This is a genomic window from Micromonospora sp. DT201 (assembly GCF_049841575.1).
Taxonomy (GTDB): domain Bacteria; phylum Actinomycetota; class Actinomycetes; order Mycobacteriales; family Micromonosporaceae; genus Micromonospora.
On record NZ_JBNCKP010000001.1, the window covers coordinates 158298 to 172420 of the forward strand.

General features: G+C 71.4%; 14 protein-coding genes and 2 pseudogenes. 10 read left to right on the top strand and 6 right to left on the bottom strand.

Translation table 11 applies throughout. The features are described from left to right. The first annotated feature begins 8 nt into the window (after positions 1 to 8). On the top strand, positions 9 to 374 hold the full coding sequence (locus ACLQ28_RS00820) for a DUF742 domain-containing protein (protein WP_151488101.1): 366 nt from the start codon (positions 9 to 11) through the stop codon (positions 372 to 374). Then, positions 355 to 979 (top strand): annotated as a pseudogene (locus ACLQ28_RS00825) (GTP-binding protein). The gene ACLQ28_RS00820 and the pseudogene ACLQ28_RS00825 overlap by 20 nt, the downstream one beginning before the upstream one ends. Positions 980 to 1028: 49 nt before the next feature. Here the strand turns inward: ACLQ28_RS00825 and ACLQ28_RS00830 are convergent. The 6 genes from ACLQ28_RS00830 to ACLQ28_RS00855 form a co-directional block, all read right to left on the bottom strand. Then, the gene (locus tag ACLQ28_RS00830; RefSeq protein ID WP_425684263.1) at positions 1029 to 2117 is read right to left on the bottom strand and encodes a uroporphyrinogen-III synthase; all 1089 of its coding nucleotides are present in this window, start codon (positions 2115 to 2117) and stop codon (positions 1029 to 1031) included. After that, positions 2117 to 2464, bottom strand: coding sequence for a nitrite reductase small subunit NirD (gene nirD, locus ACLQ28_RS00835; protein ID WP_425684264.1), 348 nt, complete (start codon positions 2462 to 2464; stop codon positions 2117 to 2119). The genes ACLQ28_RS00830 and nirD overlap by 1 nt, the downstream gene beginning before the upstream one ends. Beyond that, a complete protein-coding gene (gene nirB / locus ACLQ28_RS00840; RefSeq protein WP_425684265.1) occupies positions 2461 to 4998 on the bottom strand; it encodes a nitrite reductase large subunit NirB in 2538 nt (845 codons plus the stop codon). Before nirB ends, nirD begins: the two co-directional genes overlap by 4 nt. Next, positions 4995 to 6434 carry an FAD-dependent oxidoreductase gene (locus tag ACLQ28_RS00845; RefSeq protein WP_425684266.1) on the bottom strand — a complete coding sequence of 480 codons (1440 nt, stop codon included), beginning with the start codon at positions 6432 to 6434 and terminating at the stop codon, positions 4995 to 4997. Before ACLQ28_RS00845 ends, nirB begins: the two co-directional genes overlap by 4 nt. Continuing rightward, a complete protein-coding gene (locus tag ACLQ28_RS00850) occupies positions 6431 to 8563 on the bottom strand; it encodes a molybdopterin oxidoreductase family protein (RefSeq protein WP_425684267.1) in 2133 nt (710 codons plus the stop codon). The genes ACLQ28_RS00845 and ACLQ28_RS00850 overlap by 4 nt, the downstream gene beginning before the upstream one ends. A gap of 418 nt (positions 8564 to 8981) precedes the next feature. Continuing rightward, positions 8982 to 9170, bottom strand: coding sequence for a hypothetical protein (locus tag ACLQ28_RS00855; RefSeq protein WP_425684785.1), 189 nt, complete (start codon positions 9168 to 9170; stop codon positions 8982 to 8984). Positions 9171 to 9334: 164 nt separating this feature from the next. On the opposite strand from ACLQ28_RS00855, the pseudogene ACLQ28_RS00860 reads away from it, so the two are divergent. The 8 genes and pseudogenes from ACLQ28_RS00860 to rpsI all read left to right on the top strand — a co-directional run. Further along, positions 9335 to 9541, top strand: a pseudogene (locus tag ACLQ28_RS00860) (Scr1 family TA system antitoxin-like transcriptional regulator); the annotation flags it as partial. Then, positions 9538 to 9732 carry a DUF397 domain-containing protein gene (locus tag ACLQ28_RS00865; protein WP_030489632.1) on the top strand — a complete coding sequence of 65 codons (195 nt, stop codon included), beginning with the start codon at positions 9538 to 9540 and terminating at the stop codon, positions 9730 to 9732. The pseudogene ACLQ28_RS00860 and the gene ACLQ28_RS00865, both read left to right, overlap by 4 nt. Before the next feature lie 310 nt (positions 9733 to 10042). Continuing rightward, on the top strand, positions 10043 to 10738 hold the full coding sequence (locus tag ACLQ28_RS00870; protein WP_425684268.1) for a class I SAM-dependent methyltransferase: 696 nt from the start codon (positions 10043 to 10045) through the stop codon (positions 10736 to 10738). Between the two features lie 90 nt (positions 10739 to 10828). Further along, positions 10829 to 11086 carry a DUF6364 family protein gene (locus ACLQ28_RS00875; RefSeq protein WP_088950199.1) on the top strand — a complete coding sequence of 86 codons (258 nt, stop codon included), beginning with the start codon at positions 10829 to 10831 and terminating at the stop codon, positions 11084 to 11086. Next, positions 11076 to 11369, top strand: coding sequence for a hypothetical protein (locus ACLQ28_RS00880; RefSeq protein ID WP_151488090.1), 294 nt, complete (start codon positions 11076 to 11078; stop codon positions 11367 to 11369). Before ACLQ28_RS00875 ends, ACLQ28_RS00880 begins: the two co-directional genes overlap by 11 nt. A gap of 162 nt (positions 11370 to 11531) precedes the next feature. Then, positions 11532 to 12914, top strand: coding sequence for an MFS transporter (locus ACLQ28_RS00885; RefSeq protein WP_425684269.1), 1383 nt, complete (start codon positions 11532 to 11534; stop codon positions 12912 to 12914). Positions 12915 to 13149: 235 nt separating this feature from the next. Continuing rightward, positions 13150 to 13593: a 50S ribosomal protein L13 gene (gene rplM, locus ACLQ28_RS00890; RefSeq protein ID WP_053653864.1), complete on the top strand. Its 444-nt coding sequence runs from the start codon at positions 13150 to 13152 to the stop codon at positions 13591 to 13593. Positions 13594 to 13613: 20 nt separating this feature from the next. Beyond that, positions 13614 to 14090, top strand: coding sequence for a 30S ribosomal protein S9 (gene rpsI, locus ACLQ28_RS00895; RefSeq protein WP_357112444.1), 477 nt, complete (start codon positions 13614 to 13616; stop codon positions 14088 to 14090). The last annotated feature ends 33 nt before the right edge of the window (positions 14091 to 14123 follow it).

The following is a 14123-nucleotide window of genomic DNA, read 5'->3' on the forward strand; positions in this document are numbered from 1 at the left end:
GATCGGGGATGGACCAACGACGCGTTGATCCGCGCGGTGCACTGGTACGTCCGTACGCGGTCACCCGTGGTCGTACCGAGCCCCGGCAGGACATCGCCCTCGAGGCCGTCCTCACCGCGTCTCCCACCCAGGTCGCCGAGTCCCGCTTCGCTGGGCATGACAAGCACCGCATCGCCACGGTCTGCGAGGGCCGAGCACAGTCGCTGGCGGAGATCGCCGCGTACACCCGGATGCCGCTGGGCGTCGCCCGGGTGTTGGTCGCCGACATGGTGGCCGAGAGCCTGCTGACGTTACACACTGCTGCTCCCGCCGAGGGGTTCGAGGAGCGGATGGAACTGCTTGGAAGGGTGCTAAGTGGACTTCGCAGGCTATGACCCCGCTGGGGGGGCGGCCGGGCCGGGGAATCGTCTCCGCGAAGATCGTCGTCGCGGGCGGCTTCGGCGTCGGTAAGACGACACTGGTCGGGGCGATCTCCGAGATCCAACCGCTGACCACCGAGGCGTTGATGACCGCGGCAGGTGTCGGCATCGACGACCCGTCCAAGGTGCCGGGCAAGGAGACCACCACGGTCGCCATGGACTTCGGCCGTATCACCATGGCCCAGGATCTGATCCTGTACCTCTTCGGTACACCTGGTCAGACTCGGTTCTGGTTCATGTGGGACGAGATCATTCGAGGTGCGGTGGGTGCGGCCGTGCTGGTGGACACGCGCCGGATCACCGACGCGTTCGCTCCTCTGGACTACTTCGAGAACCGCAAGCTGCCGTACGTGGTAGCACTGAACCGGTTCGACGGCGCTCCCCAGTACGATCTGGACGAGGTCCGCGAGGCGCTGGCCATCTCGCCGCAGGTGCCGCTGGTGATGACCGACGCCCGGCACCGGGATTCGGTCAAGCAGGTGCTGGTGACGGTCGTCGAGCACGCCATGCTGCGGCTGCAGTCCGAGCACGGGCGGGGCTTCCCCACACCGGTCGGCTGAGCTGTCGCGTCACGGCCGGCCGGCACACACACCTGCCGGCCGTGACGCGTCAGTCGACGCGGAGTCGATAGCCGCGCTTCACGATGGTCTGCACCACGCGGGGCGCGTGCAGGCCGGCCCGTAGTCGGGCCACCGCCATCTCCACCGCATGCTCGTCCGCGCCCCGGGGCAGCGTCCGCAGCAGCGCCGTGCGGGACAGCACCCGGCCGGGAGACTGAGCCAGCGCCCGCAACACCGCCATCGGAGCGGGTGCGAGTGGCCGCAACTCGCCGTCGATCACCGCCGCGTGCCCGCGCAGCGTGAGCAGGTGCCCGCCGGCCTTGAACGTCACGGTCCGGCGGGGCAACTCGTCGATGATGGTCCGGACCAAGGCCCCCAGCCGGGCCCGACCCGGGGCGCTCACTGGCACCCCGTGCCGCAGCAGCGGCTCCGCGGTCACCGCGCCAACGCAGCTGGCCAGTACGTCGCCGCGGAACGCGGACACCACCGCGTCGGTGCGGTCCCCGGCAGCCCGTAGCAGTGCCTCGGCCGCCGGCGCCGAGGTGAAGGTCACCGCGTCCACCAGCCGGCCGGCGATCAGGTCGATCAACCGGTGCAGCGGTGCCGGGTCGGTCGGCGGGGCCCAACGGTAGACCGGCACCTCGATCACCGTGGCGCCGGCCGCCTCCAGCGCGAGCGTGCACTCCGGCTGCCGCTCACCGTGCAGCTGCATGGCGATCACCTGCCCGGCCACGCCGCGCCGGCACAGGTGCTCGACCACCTCGTCGCAGCTCTCCGAGGCCGGCGACCACTGGTCGTGCAGCCCGGCCGCACGGATCGCACCGCGCGCCTTCGGGCCGCGGGCCACCACGTACGAGTTGGCCAGCACCGAGCGCAGCGGCTCGGCCAGCCCCCAACCCTCGGCCGCCTCCAGCCACCCGCGCATGCCGATGCCGGTGTTGGCCATCAGGATGTCCGGCGGCTGTTCCAGGCAGGCGCGGGTCGCCTCGCGCAGCTCGGTGTCGTCGGACAGGGGCACGATCCGCAACGCCGGGGCGAGCACCACCCGGGCGCCCCGCCGTTCGAGCAGCGCGGCCAACTCGTCGCGCCGCCGGTCGGCGGTCACCCCGATGGTGAAGCCCGCCAGTTCTTCCCGCATCAACCCTCCTGTCGTAACCGCACCTCGACCAGCCCGTCGCGGCAACGCGCGTCGTGCCGGGCCACGGCCACCCCGGGCAGGTCGAGGCAGTGCCCGCTGCGTAGGTCGTACACCTGCTTGTGCAGCGGTGAGGCGACCGTCGGCACCCCGCCACGGCTGCCGACGATGCCCCGCGACAGCACGTACGCCCCGGAGACCGGATCGCGGTTGTCGATCGCGAACAGCCCGTCGGAGGTCCGGAAGAGGGCGATCTGCACCCCGTCGACCAGGGCGGCGACGCCCCGGTCCGGTTCCAACCGGTCGAGGAGGCAGACGGTGGTCCAGGTCAGCGTGAGGGTCTGGGTCATCGCCGTACCTCCGGTAGGCCGAGGGTGACCGGTTGCCGACGGTGACCGTTGGTCGGCTCGGATCCGGTCGGGGGATGGTCGCGTACGGGCACTGGCTGGCCGCGTTCGCGAGTGAAGGTGATCGACGGGTCGGGTACGTCGGGAGCGTTGACGAAGGAGGTGTAGCGGCGCAGCCGATCCGGGTCGTCGAGCACGTCGCGCCACTCGTCGGAGTACGACGCCACATGCCGGGCCATCGCCGCGTCCAACTCGGCGCAGAGCCCGAGCGAGTCGTCCACGATCACCGAGCGCAGATGGTCCAGGCCGCCGTCCATCGCCTCGATCCAGCCTGCGGTGCGTTGCAGCCGGTCGGCGGTGCGGATGTAGTAGATCAAGAATCTGTCGATCAGCGTTGTCAGCGCGTCCGTGGACAGGTCGGTGGCGAAGAGGTCCGCGTGTCGGGGCCGGAAGCCGCCGTTGCCACCGACGTAGAGATTCCAGCCGGTCTCGGTGGCGATGATGCCGAAGTCCTTGCTGCGCGCCTCGGCGCACTCGCGGGCACAACCGGAGACCGCGGACTTGATTTTGTGGGGGGCGCGCAGCCCGCGATAGCGCAGCTCCAAGGCGACGGCCAGCCCCACCGAGTCCTGCACTCCGTACCGACACCAGGTCTCGCCGACACAGGACTTCACAGTCCGCAGCGCCTTACCGTACGCGTGGCCGGACTCGAAGCCGGCGTCCACCAGCCGCCGCCAGATCTGCGGCAACTGCTCCACCCGCGCCCCGAACAGGTCGATCCGCTGCCCGCCGGTGATCTTCGTGTAGAGCTGGAAGTCCCGGGCGACCTCGCCGATCACGATCAGCTTCTCCGGGGTGATCTCGCCGCCCGGAATTCGGGGCACCACCGAGTAGCTACCGTCGCGTTGCAGGTTGGCCAGGAAGTGGTCGTTGGTGTCCTGCAACGACGCCTGCTCACCGTCGAGCACGTGCCCGCTGCCCAACGACGCGAGGATCGACGCCACCACCGGCTTGCAGATGTCGCAGCCACGCCCCCGACCGTGCTCGGCGACCAGCCGGGAGAAGGTGCGGATGCCGCGCACGCGGACGATCTCGAACAACTCCCGTCGGCTGACGTCGAAGTGCTCACAGAGCGCGCTGGACTGCACCACCCCAGCCGCGTCCAGCAGCTGCTTCAGCGTCGGCACACAGGAACCGCAGCTCGTACCGGCCCTGGTGCACGCCTTCAACGCCGGCACGTCGGTGCAGCCCTCGGCGATGGCGGCGTCCACATCGCCCCGGGTGACCGCGTTGCAGGAGCAGACCTGGGCGGCGGCGGGCAGTGCCCCGGCGTCCGCCCCGCCCCCGTCCGGGGCGAGCAGCGCCAGTGGCGCGGCCGGCAGCGGGCCGCCCACGCTGGCCCGCAACGTCGGGTACGCGCTGGCGTCACCGACCAGCACCCCGCCGAGCAGGGTGTGCGCGTCGTCGGAGAGGACCAGCTTCGCGTAGACCCGGGTCGCCGGGTCGGTGAACGTGACGTCCAGGCAGCCCGAGGTCGCGCCGTGCGCGTCGCCGAACGAGGCCACATCGACGCCGAGCAGCTTGAGCTTGGTGGCGGTGTCGGCACCCGGGAAGGTCGCCGCGCCGCCGACCAGCCGGTCGGCCACCACCTCGGCCGTCGCGTAGCCCGGGGCGACCAGGCCGTGGCAGGTGCCGTCGACCGCCGCGCACTCACCGACCGCCCAGATCCGCTCGTCGGCGCTGCGGCAGGTCGCGTCGACAAGCACCCCGCCGCGCGGACCCAGCGGCAGACCGGCAGCCCTGGCCAGCTCGTCCCTCGGCCGGATCCCGGCGGCCACCACCACCAGGTCGGCGTCGACGGCACCACCGTCGGAGAGGTCCAGGGCTGCGACACCGCCGTCCGGGCCGGAACGGATGGCGGTGGTCGCCACCCCGAGATGGGTGCGTACGCCCAGATCGTCGACGTAGCGGCGTAGCATCGCGCCGCCGGCCTGGTCCACCTGCACCGGCATCAGCCGCGGCGCGAATTCGACAACGTCGGTGCTGAGGCCCAGCAGCCGCAGGGCGTTCGCCGCCTCCAGACCGAGCAGCCCACCGCCGATCACCGCACCGGCCCGCCGACCCTGTGCATACGCCCGAATCGCCGCCAGATCGTCCAGGGTCCGGTAGACGAAGACCCCGGGCAGCTCCGCGCCGGGCACCGGCGGCACGAACGCGTACGAGCCAGTGGCCAGCACAAGCGCGTCGTAGCGGTACTCGCCGACAGCGGTGGTCACCACCTGCCGGTCCCGGTCGATGGCGGTGGCCGGCTCGCCGAGCCGTAGCCGCACCCCGTCGTGCGGTGTGTGCAGGTTGAGCTCGCTCTCACTCACCCCGTCGAAGTACGCCGAGAGCCGCACCCGGTCGTACGCCGGACGCCCCTCCTCGGCCAGCACGGTCACCCGCCAGCTGCCCTGGGGATCACGGGCGCGCAGCGCGTCGACGAAGCGCTGCCCGACCATGCCGTTGCCGATGACGACCAGATCGCCGCCGTTCATCGCGTCACCTCCACCGATTCCGCTTGGCTCAGCCAATCGACGATGCCGCCGACCGCGTCCCGACATCCGCCGCACCCGGTGCCGGCCCGGGTCGCCGCCACCACCGCGTCGACCGTCCGGGCTCCGGAACGCCAGCTGCGGATCAGCGCGCCCTTGCTCACCGTGTTGCACTGGCAGACAGTGGCCGCGTCCGGCATCAGCGCCGGTGACGCGGCCGGCGCCGCACCGACCCCGCCGAGCGCCCGGCCGAGCAGCAGCGCCCGCCGGTCGGTCGGCACCGGGTGGCCACGGTCGAACAGCTGGATCACCGTGCCGACGGCCGGGTTGTCGCCCAGCAGGATCGCGCCGATCAGCCGCTCGTCCCTGATCCGCAGGCGGGCGTACGTGCCCCGGGTCGGGTCGGCGAAGGTCAGCTCCTCGCCCGGCCCGCCGCCCACCGCGTCGCCCATCGAGGCCAGGTCGATCCCGGCGGCCTTGAGCCGGGTCACCGCCGGCCGGGGCCGGTACCGGGCCAGCGGGTCCGCCCCGGTCAGCACGTCGGCGAGCACCTGGGCCTGGGCCCAGGCTGGTGCGACCAGCCCGGTGAGCGCGCCGTCGTGCTCGGCGCAGTCCCCGATCGCCGAGATGGACCGGTCGTCGGTGCGGAGTCGGTCGTCCACCACCACGCCGCGCCGGACGGTCAGCCCGGCGGCCTGTGCGAGGGCGGTGTCCGGGCGTACGCCGCAGGAGAGCACCAGCAGGTCCGCTCGCAGCGTTCGGCCGTCGGCCAGGTCGAGGCGTACGCCGGTGGCGTCCGTGGCCACGCTGGTCGCCGGCACCGCCAGTTGGATGGTGACGCCGAGACCGGCGAGCGTGCCGGCGAGCACCGCACCGGCCGCCGGGTCGAGTTGCCGTTCCATCAGGTGCCCCCGTGGGTGCACCACGGTCGTGGTCAACCCTCGGGTGGCCAGCCCTCGGGCGGCCTCCAGCCCGAGCAACCCACCGCCGAGCACCAGCGCGCTGCGTGCGCCGTCGGCTGCGGCGAGGATCCGTCGGCAGTCGTCCAGGGTGCGGAAGGGGACCACCCGCTCCGGCAGGGCCGCCGGGTCGAGGCCGGGCAGTGGCGGCACCACCGCCTGGGCGCCGGTGGCCAGCACCAAATGGTCGTAGGAGATGCGTTCACCGTCGTCGGTGCGGACCTCCCGGGCAGATCGGTCGACCGCGGCCACGGTTACGCCGGTGCGTAGGTCGATGCCGTGCCCGGCGGCCTCGGTCAGCTCGATGTCCGGCTCGTCGACCCGGCCAGCCAACAGGGTGGAGAGCAGAATCCGGTTGTACGCCCGGTGCGGCTCCGCCCCGAGCACGGTGACCTTCTGATCGCCCTCCCGGGCGCGCAGCTCGCCGGCGAGGCGGGCACCCGCCATCCCGTTGCCGACGATCACCACCCGGGCGGTCATGCCTTCTCCACCCGGACCGCGCAGATCTTGAATTCGGGCATCCCGGAGATCGGGTCCACGGCGTCGTTTGTCACCGAGTTGGCCCGTCCCGCCCCCGCATAGTGGAACGGGGCGAAGACGGTGTCCGGTCTGATCCCGGCGCTGAGGCGCGCCGGAGCGCAGAACTCACCTCGGCGCGAGGTGACCCGCACCGGGTCCCCCTCGTCGATGCTCAGCCGGGCGGCCAGGTCGGGGTGCAGCTCGACGAACGCCTCACCGGCGGCGCGGCGCAGCGCTGCCACCCGGCGGGTCTGGGTGCCGGACTGGTACTGCGCCAGCACCCGGCCGGTGGTGAAGTGCAGCGGGTACGTGGCGCAGACCTCCTCGGCGGCCGGCCGGTGGTCGACGGGGTGGAACCGGGCCCGGCCGTCGGGGGTGGCGAACCGGTCGGCGAAGAGCCGTGGCGTGTCCGGCCCGTCCTCGGTGGGGCAGGGCCAGTAGACCCCGTCGTCGGCGTCGATCCGGGCCCAGCTGATGCCTGCGTAGTCGGCGGCCCCGCCGGCCGAGGCCCGGCGCAACTCGGCGAAGACGGCGGCCGGGTCGGCCGGAAACCGAGCCGCCGCCCCGGTGGTCGCCGGGCCGTCGCTGGCCAGCCGGGCCGCGAGGTCGGAGATGATGGCCAGGTCGGTCCGGACGCCGGGCGGGGGCGGGCGCAGCGCGCGTCGACGCAGCACCCGACCCTCCAGGTTGGTCATGGTGCCGTCCTCCTCGGCCCACTGCGCGGTGGGCAGCACCACATCCGCCAGCGCAGCCGTCTCGGAGAGCAGCAGGTCGGCGACGACCAGCAGGTCGAGGTCGCGCAACCTGCGTTCGATCCGCGCCGCCCGCGGCGCGGAGATCACCGGGTTCGAGCCGAACACCAGCAGACCGCGCGGGCCGTCGGGGGTGCCGAGCGAGTCGAGCAATTGGTACGCCGGCACGCCCGGGCCGGGCAGTTCGTCGGCGGGCACCCCCCAGACCCCGGCCACGTGCTCGCGGGCCGCCGGGTCGTCGATCCGCCGATAGCCGGGGAGTTGGTCGGCCTTCTGCCCGTGTTCCCTCCCGCCCTGGCCGTTGCCCTGGCCGGTGAGGCAGCCGTACCCCGAGCCGGCACGGCCGGGCAGACCAAGGGCAAGGGCGAGATTGACGTACGCGGAGACCGTGTCGACGCCCTTGGCGTGCTGCTCGGCACCGCGCGCGGTAAGGATGATCACTCGACCGCCGGTGCCCAGCGCGCGAGCGGTCGCCTCCAGGTCGGCCACCGGCACGCCGGAGAGCTGTTCGGCGCGGGCCGGCCACCAGGCGGCGACGCTACGGCGAACCGCCTCGAATCCGGCGGTGCGTTCGGCCACGTACGCCCGGTCGACCCAACCCTCGGTGAGGGCGATGTGCAGCAGCGCGTTGGCCACCGCGAGGTCGGTGCCGGGCAGCGGTTGCAGATGCAGGTCGGCCTGGCGGGCGGTGGCGGTGACTCGGGGGTCGACGACGATCAGTTGGCCGCCGTTGCCGCGCTGCTCGGTGAGCCACCGCACCAGCGGCGGCATGGTCTCCGCCGGGTTCGCGCCGACCAGCAGCAGGGTGTCGGCCCGGCCCAGGTCGGCGAGCGGGAACGGCAGCCCTCGGTCGATGCCGAAGGCGCGCATCCCGGCGGCAGCCGCCGAGGACATGCAGAACCGTCCGTTGTAGTCGATGTGCCGGGTGCGCAGCCCGATCCGGGCGAACTTTCCCAACGCGTACGCCTTCTCGTTGGTCAGGCCACCGCCGCCGAAGACGGCGACCGCGTCCGGGCCGGCGTCCTCCTGGATGGCGCGGATCCCAGCGATGACCCGATCGAGGGCGGTGTCCCAGCTTGCCGCGTGCAGCTCCCCGGTTGCCGGGTCGCGTACCAGGGGAGTGGTCAGCCGCTCCGGGTGGTCGAGCAACTCGGCCGCGGTCCAACCCTTCTGGCAGAGCCCGCCCCGATTGGTGGGGAACTGGCGGGGGTGGACCGTCACCCCGGTGTCGTCCTGGCGTAGCACCATCCCGCACTGGAGCGCGCAGTACGGGCAGTGCGTCGCCACCTCCCGGGGCGTCAGCCCCGGTTGAGTTGCCGACCATGCACCGTCTGTCATGTCGGGAAAGCGTGCCGTCGGGCAGTTTCCAGCCCGGGTCCCTTCTGTTTCGGTCCTGTCAAGTGGGGCTCACACCGCACAGGGGCAGCGGGCGTGCCGGGTGACTGGTCGACCGGCGCGGTCTTCGTCTCGCGGTTAGCGGAAGTCGGCGCGGTGCGGTCGGCGGGTCAGGGACAGCCAGCCCAGGAACCGGGTGTGAAGTGCTCGCAGGTCAGGACGAACGCCTAGGGAGTGCAGATCATCAACCGCGTCCTGCATGTTCGCTGCCAGGTAGAACGCCAGGGCGATGGAATGGCCGTAGAACTCGGTCGCGAGGTGAAGCTGGGCTGGCGCACACGGCCAGGGAGCGGCGCAGTTGCGGCAGAGCCACGCTGGGCGCATCGGATGGTGCGGTCGAGGACGGCGGGTCATCCGACCCTCACCGGACCGCGCTTGACGGGCGCGCGGGTGGTTGGGCGACGGGCCGCCGGGCGGGCCACCCGTCGTACGTCGGCCAGTCGAGAACGCGAATCACGCGGACGAAGATCGGGCGCAGGAACTGCACACTCGCGGCGCGGGTCAGGTGCAGGACGTCACCCGTGCGTGGCTTCCGCGCGGACCCGCTCATGCGTTCACCCAGCCGTGCTCGGCGACGCGGTTGAGTCGGTTCACCGGCCAGGTCGGAACGATGGTCCCGGGCGGCCAGGGCACGCCCGGCGACGACGGTGGGGCCGGTTCCGGCTCCGGTTCCGGCTTGGGCTTCCGATCGGGCGGCTTGTCCGGCACGGTGCTCCGGGCCTTGGCGGGGGGTTCATCGTGGCCGAGCTGCCCGGCGGCGAGCAGGTCGCACACATTGACAGCCAGGCGCGGGCGCAGATCGTTAATGGGGCTGCGGACGTTGCTACGCTGAATCGCAGATGGGAACGCATCAGAAGCGAAGCTCTTTCCCGTCACCAGTCCCTGGACCTGATCAGGAAAGCAGCAGGATCATGGACATGACCGGCGCACAGTGGCGTAAGAGCACGAAGAGCGGAAACAACGGGGGCTCGTGCGTCGAGGTCGCCGACAACCTCCCCGGCGTCGTCCTCGTCCGCGACACCAAAGACCGCGACGGCGGGACGCTGACCTTCGGACCGGCGGCCTGGGCCGGCTTCGTCGACCTGGCGAAGGCGATCGGCCCCGTCGGCTGACCAGCGCAGCACGGAAGGCCCCCGACACCCTGGATCCCAGGAAGCCGGGGGTCTTTTGCTTGTCCGGGGGTGGCCCTCGGCGAGGTCGTGCCATCCCGCCGCCGGGCAGCCGCCGCCCCGGTAGCCCATATACCTCACAGTCATAAATATGACTCCCTGGTATACGGCTCATCAGCAACACTCCCACCCCTGCGGAGTGCCGAGGCCGCGAGCGCCTCCAGGGTGCGCGCGATGACCCAAGCTGGTGACGCAGAGGCCCCACGTGCCGCTTATAATGTGGGAAAACTGTCTCAGATAATGGGAGGACGCGATGAGTGTGGCGGACGTCTTCGACGCGGTTGCCGGCACCTACGACGAGGAGCGTCGGCGCCTGATTCCCTGCTTCGACGCCTTCTATGGCACCGCCGTCCAGGTGGCCGCGCCACCGCTGCGCGCCGCGCTCGCGGCCGGACGTACCCCCGAGGTGTTGGACCTGGGCGCCGGAACCGGCCTGCTCTCGCTGCTGCTGGCCGCGGCGGTGCCCGGAGTCCGGCTGACCCTGTTGGACGGAGCGCCGGCGATGCTCGCCCGCGCCACCGAGCAGTTGCGCGCCCGGTCCGTGCCGCACCGGTCCATCCAGGCCGACCTGTCCGACGAACTGCCGCCGGGCCGGTACGACGCGGTCGTCAGCGCGCTGGCGATCCACCACCTGGACGACGACGGCAAGCGCGCGCTCTACCGGAGGGCCGCCAACGCGCTGGCACCCGGCGGGGTGTTCGTCAACGCCGAGCAGGTCGCCGGCCCGACCCCGGAGCTGGACCGGCGCTACGACGAGGTGTGGTTGGAGCGGATCACCGAACTCGGTGCGTCCCCCGAGGAGATCGCCGCTTCCCAGGGGCGGATGCGACACGACCGCCCGGCGACCGTGGCCGATCAGTGCCGGTGGCTCGCCGAGGCCGGCCTGGTCGACGTCGATTGTTACTTCAAGGAGTGGCGCTTCGCGGTGTTCGGCGGTCGGGTCAGGTGAGAGCCGCCGGAATGGGCGTTTCGACGCTGGTGGGCGAGCTGGTGAGCACATGGATGACTGGTGGTCATACCGCTGGGTAGTCTCATCGGCATGACTGCCAAGGTGACTCTGTCGTTCACGGACGAGACGATCGAGGAGGCCCGGCGGTTCGCCAAGCGCGAAGGGCTGTCGCTCTCCGCATGGATGGACCAGGCCGCCCGGGAGAAGGCGCTGCGCGAGGTCTTCACCGCGCACGCCGCCGCCGTGGGCCGTGCCGGTCTGGACCTCGAGTCCGCCGCCCTCGCCGACGCGCGCGAGGTGGGCATGGTCAACGACCTGCTCTCCGGCGGACGACCGCGTGCTGCGTAGGGGAGAAGTCTGGCGCATCGAGGGGGCCCGGGAACGCCTCGGGCTCGTGATCAGCTCAGACGTCTACAACTCCACCGACGTGCCCATCGTGATCGTGGTCGAGGTGGTCGAGGAGTCGCTGCTGCGCGACTCGCCGCTCGCAGTCTCGATGGGCCGGTACGTGGTCATGCCCGACCGCATCTCCTCGCCGATGAAGAAGTGGTTCACCGACTGCGTGGACGTCGCCGACACCGACACCATGCTCCGGGTCGGTCGCGCGCTGCGCATCCTCCAGCAGCTCTGACCGCAGACTTCAGCAGCTCTGACCACGGGTCTGGTGGTGTGCTCACCATCGCCGCCGGCCCGTGGTGCGGTCCCCGTTTCCGGGCCGACCCGCGACGGGCACTGCCAGGTAACCCGGCGTTCCTAGCGTTTCTCCTCGTCACATCGACGAGGAGGAGCCGCCGTGAGCACGCTCACCAGCACCGCAGTCACCGCCGCGCCGTCGGTCGCCACCGGGCGTGGGCGTCGGCTCGACGACTGGCGTCCCGAGGACCCCGACTTCTGGCAGGCGACGGGCGCGCCGATCGCCCGGCGCAACCTCTGGGTCTCGATCTTCGCGGAGCACGTCGGCTTCTCGGTGTGGAGCCTCTGGTCGGTCACCGTGCTCTTCCTCGGCCCCGCGTACGGCATCGATCCGGCCGGAAAATTCCTGCTCACCGCCGTGCCGGCGGCGCTGGGCGCGGTGTTGAGGCTGCCGTACACGTTGGCGGTGGCCCGCTTCGGCGGGCGGCGCTGGACGATCATCAGCGCACTGCTGCTGCTGGTGCCCACGGTGCCGATGACGGTGCTGCTGGAGCCCGGTGTGTCCTACTCCACCCTGATGGTGCTCGCCTGCATCACCGGGGTCGGTGGCGGCAACTTCGCCTCCTCGATGGCCAACATCAACTTGTTCTACCCCCAGCGACTCAAGGGCCGGGCTCTTGGGCTCAACGCTGGCGGCGGCAACCTGGGCGTACCCGCGGTGCAGTTGGTCGGGCTGGCGGTCCTTGCCACCGCCGGTGCCGCGTACCCCCGGCTGGTGCCGGCGGTCTACCTGCCGCTGATCGTGCTGGCCGCGCTGGCTGCGGCCCGCTGGTTGGACACCGTGCCCGGGGCGCGCAACGAGCCGGGCGCGTTGCGCGAGGCGGCCCGCGACCCCCACACCTGGGCCATGTCCCTGCTCTACATCGGCACCTTCGGCTCGTTCATCGGGTTCGGTTTCGCCTTCGGCCAGGTGCTCCAGCTCCAGTTCGCCGAGCGGTTCCCCACTCCGGTCGACGCCGCCTGGTTGACCTTCCTCGGCCCGCTGGTCGGCTCGTTGGTCCGGCCGCTGGGCGGGCACCTCGCCGACCGGTTGGGCGGGGCCCGGGTGACCTTCTGGAACTTCGTGGCGATGGCGGCCGGCGCGGGCACCGTGCTGTACGCGGCCCGGGAACGCTCGTTCGGGCTCTACCTCGCCGGGTTCCTCGCCCTGTTCGTCTTCTCCGGCGTCGGCAACGGCTCCACGTACAAGATGATCCCGGCGATCTTCCGTGCCCGGGCGGCGGACGCGGTGGCTGCGGGCCTGCGCGACCCGGAGGCCGCCGCGCGGTGGGCGCGACGGATGACCGGCGCGTTGATCGGCATCGCGGGTGCGGTCGGCGCCTCCGGTGGGGTGCTGGTCAACATCGCGTTCCGCCAGTCGTTCCTCGGCTCGGGCAACGCCGACGCCGCCTACCTGGCCTTCATCGGCTGGTACGCGTTGTGTTTCGCGGTCACCTGGGTCGTCTACCGTCGCCCGAGGGCCAGTCGGCTCACCAACGTGTGAGGCCAACGTGTGAGGCCAACGTGTGAGCTGGACCACGACCGGCGCGTCGCCGCGCTGGAGCCCACCCCCGTTTTGACCTGCGGACACCGCGCCGGGTATCGTTGCCTGCTGTTGTACGACATCCAGAGGCGTGCCCTATCAGGTACGCTTGGTCGTTCGTGCGCGCTGGTTCGGCCTGCTAGATCTGGTCACCTCGGCGCGCGACCCCAGACCGACGACGAGACAAGGTAGACCTGTGCGTACGTACAGCCCGAAGCCGGGTGAGATCGAGCGTCAGTGGCACGTCATCGACGCCTCTGATGTCGTGCTGGGCCGCCTGGCCACCCACGCCGCCACGTTGCTGCGTGGTAAGCACAAGCCGACTTTCGCGCCGCACGTCGACACGGGCGACTTTGTCGTCATCGTGAACGCGGGCAAGGTTGCGTTGACCGGCAACAAGCGCCAGACCAAGGTTGCTTACCGCCACTCCGGTTACCCGGGTGGTCTGAAGCAGATCGGCTACGACGAGCTGCTGACCAAGCGCCCCGAGCGGGCCATCGAGCTGGCTGTGAAGGGGATGCTCCCGCACAACAAGCTCGGCCGTCAGCTGATCAAGAAGCTGAAGGTCTACGCCGGTGCCGAGCACCCGCACCTCGCGCAGCAGCCGGTGCCGTTCGAGATCAAGCAGATCGCGCAGTGAGCGCGGGCGAAGGAAGCAGCATGACCGACATCACCACCGAGACCGAGGTTGCCCCGGAAGTCCCCGAGGCCACCGAGGCGCCGGCGCCCGTCGCCCGCGCGCCTCGTGGTGACCGGCCGATCCAGACCGTGGGCCGCCGCAAGGAGGCCATCGTCCGGGTCCGTATCGTCCCGGGCACCGGCAAGATCACCTGCAACGGCCAGGACCTCGAGGCGTACTTCCCGAGCAAGGTGCACCAGCAGCTCATCAAGGACCCGCTGGTCACCGCCGAGAAGCTCGAGCAGTTCGACATCATCGCGAACCTGCGTGGCGGCGGCACCACCGGCCAGGCCGGTGCGCTGCGGCTGGGCATCGCCCGCGCGCTGATCGTCAACGAGCCTGACGACCGCCCGGCCCTGAAGAAGGCCGGCTTCCTGACTCGGGACGCCCGGGTCAAGGAGAGCAAGAAGTACGGCCTCAAGAAGGCCCGTAAGGCTCCTCAGTACTCGAAGCGCTGATCTTCACCAGCGCGTTGTACTTCTGACGGACGG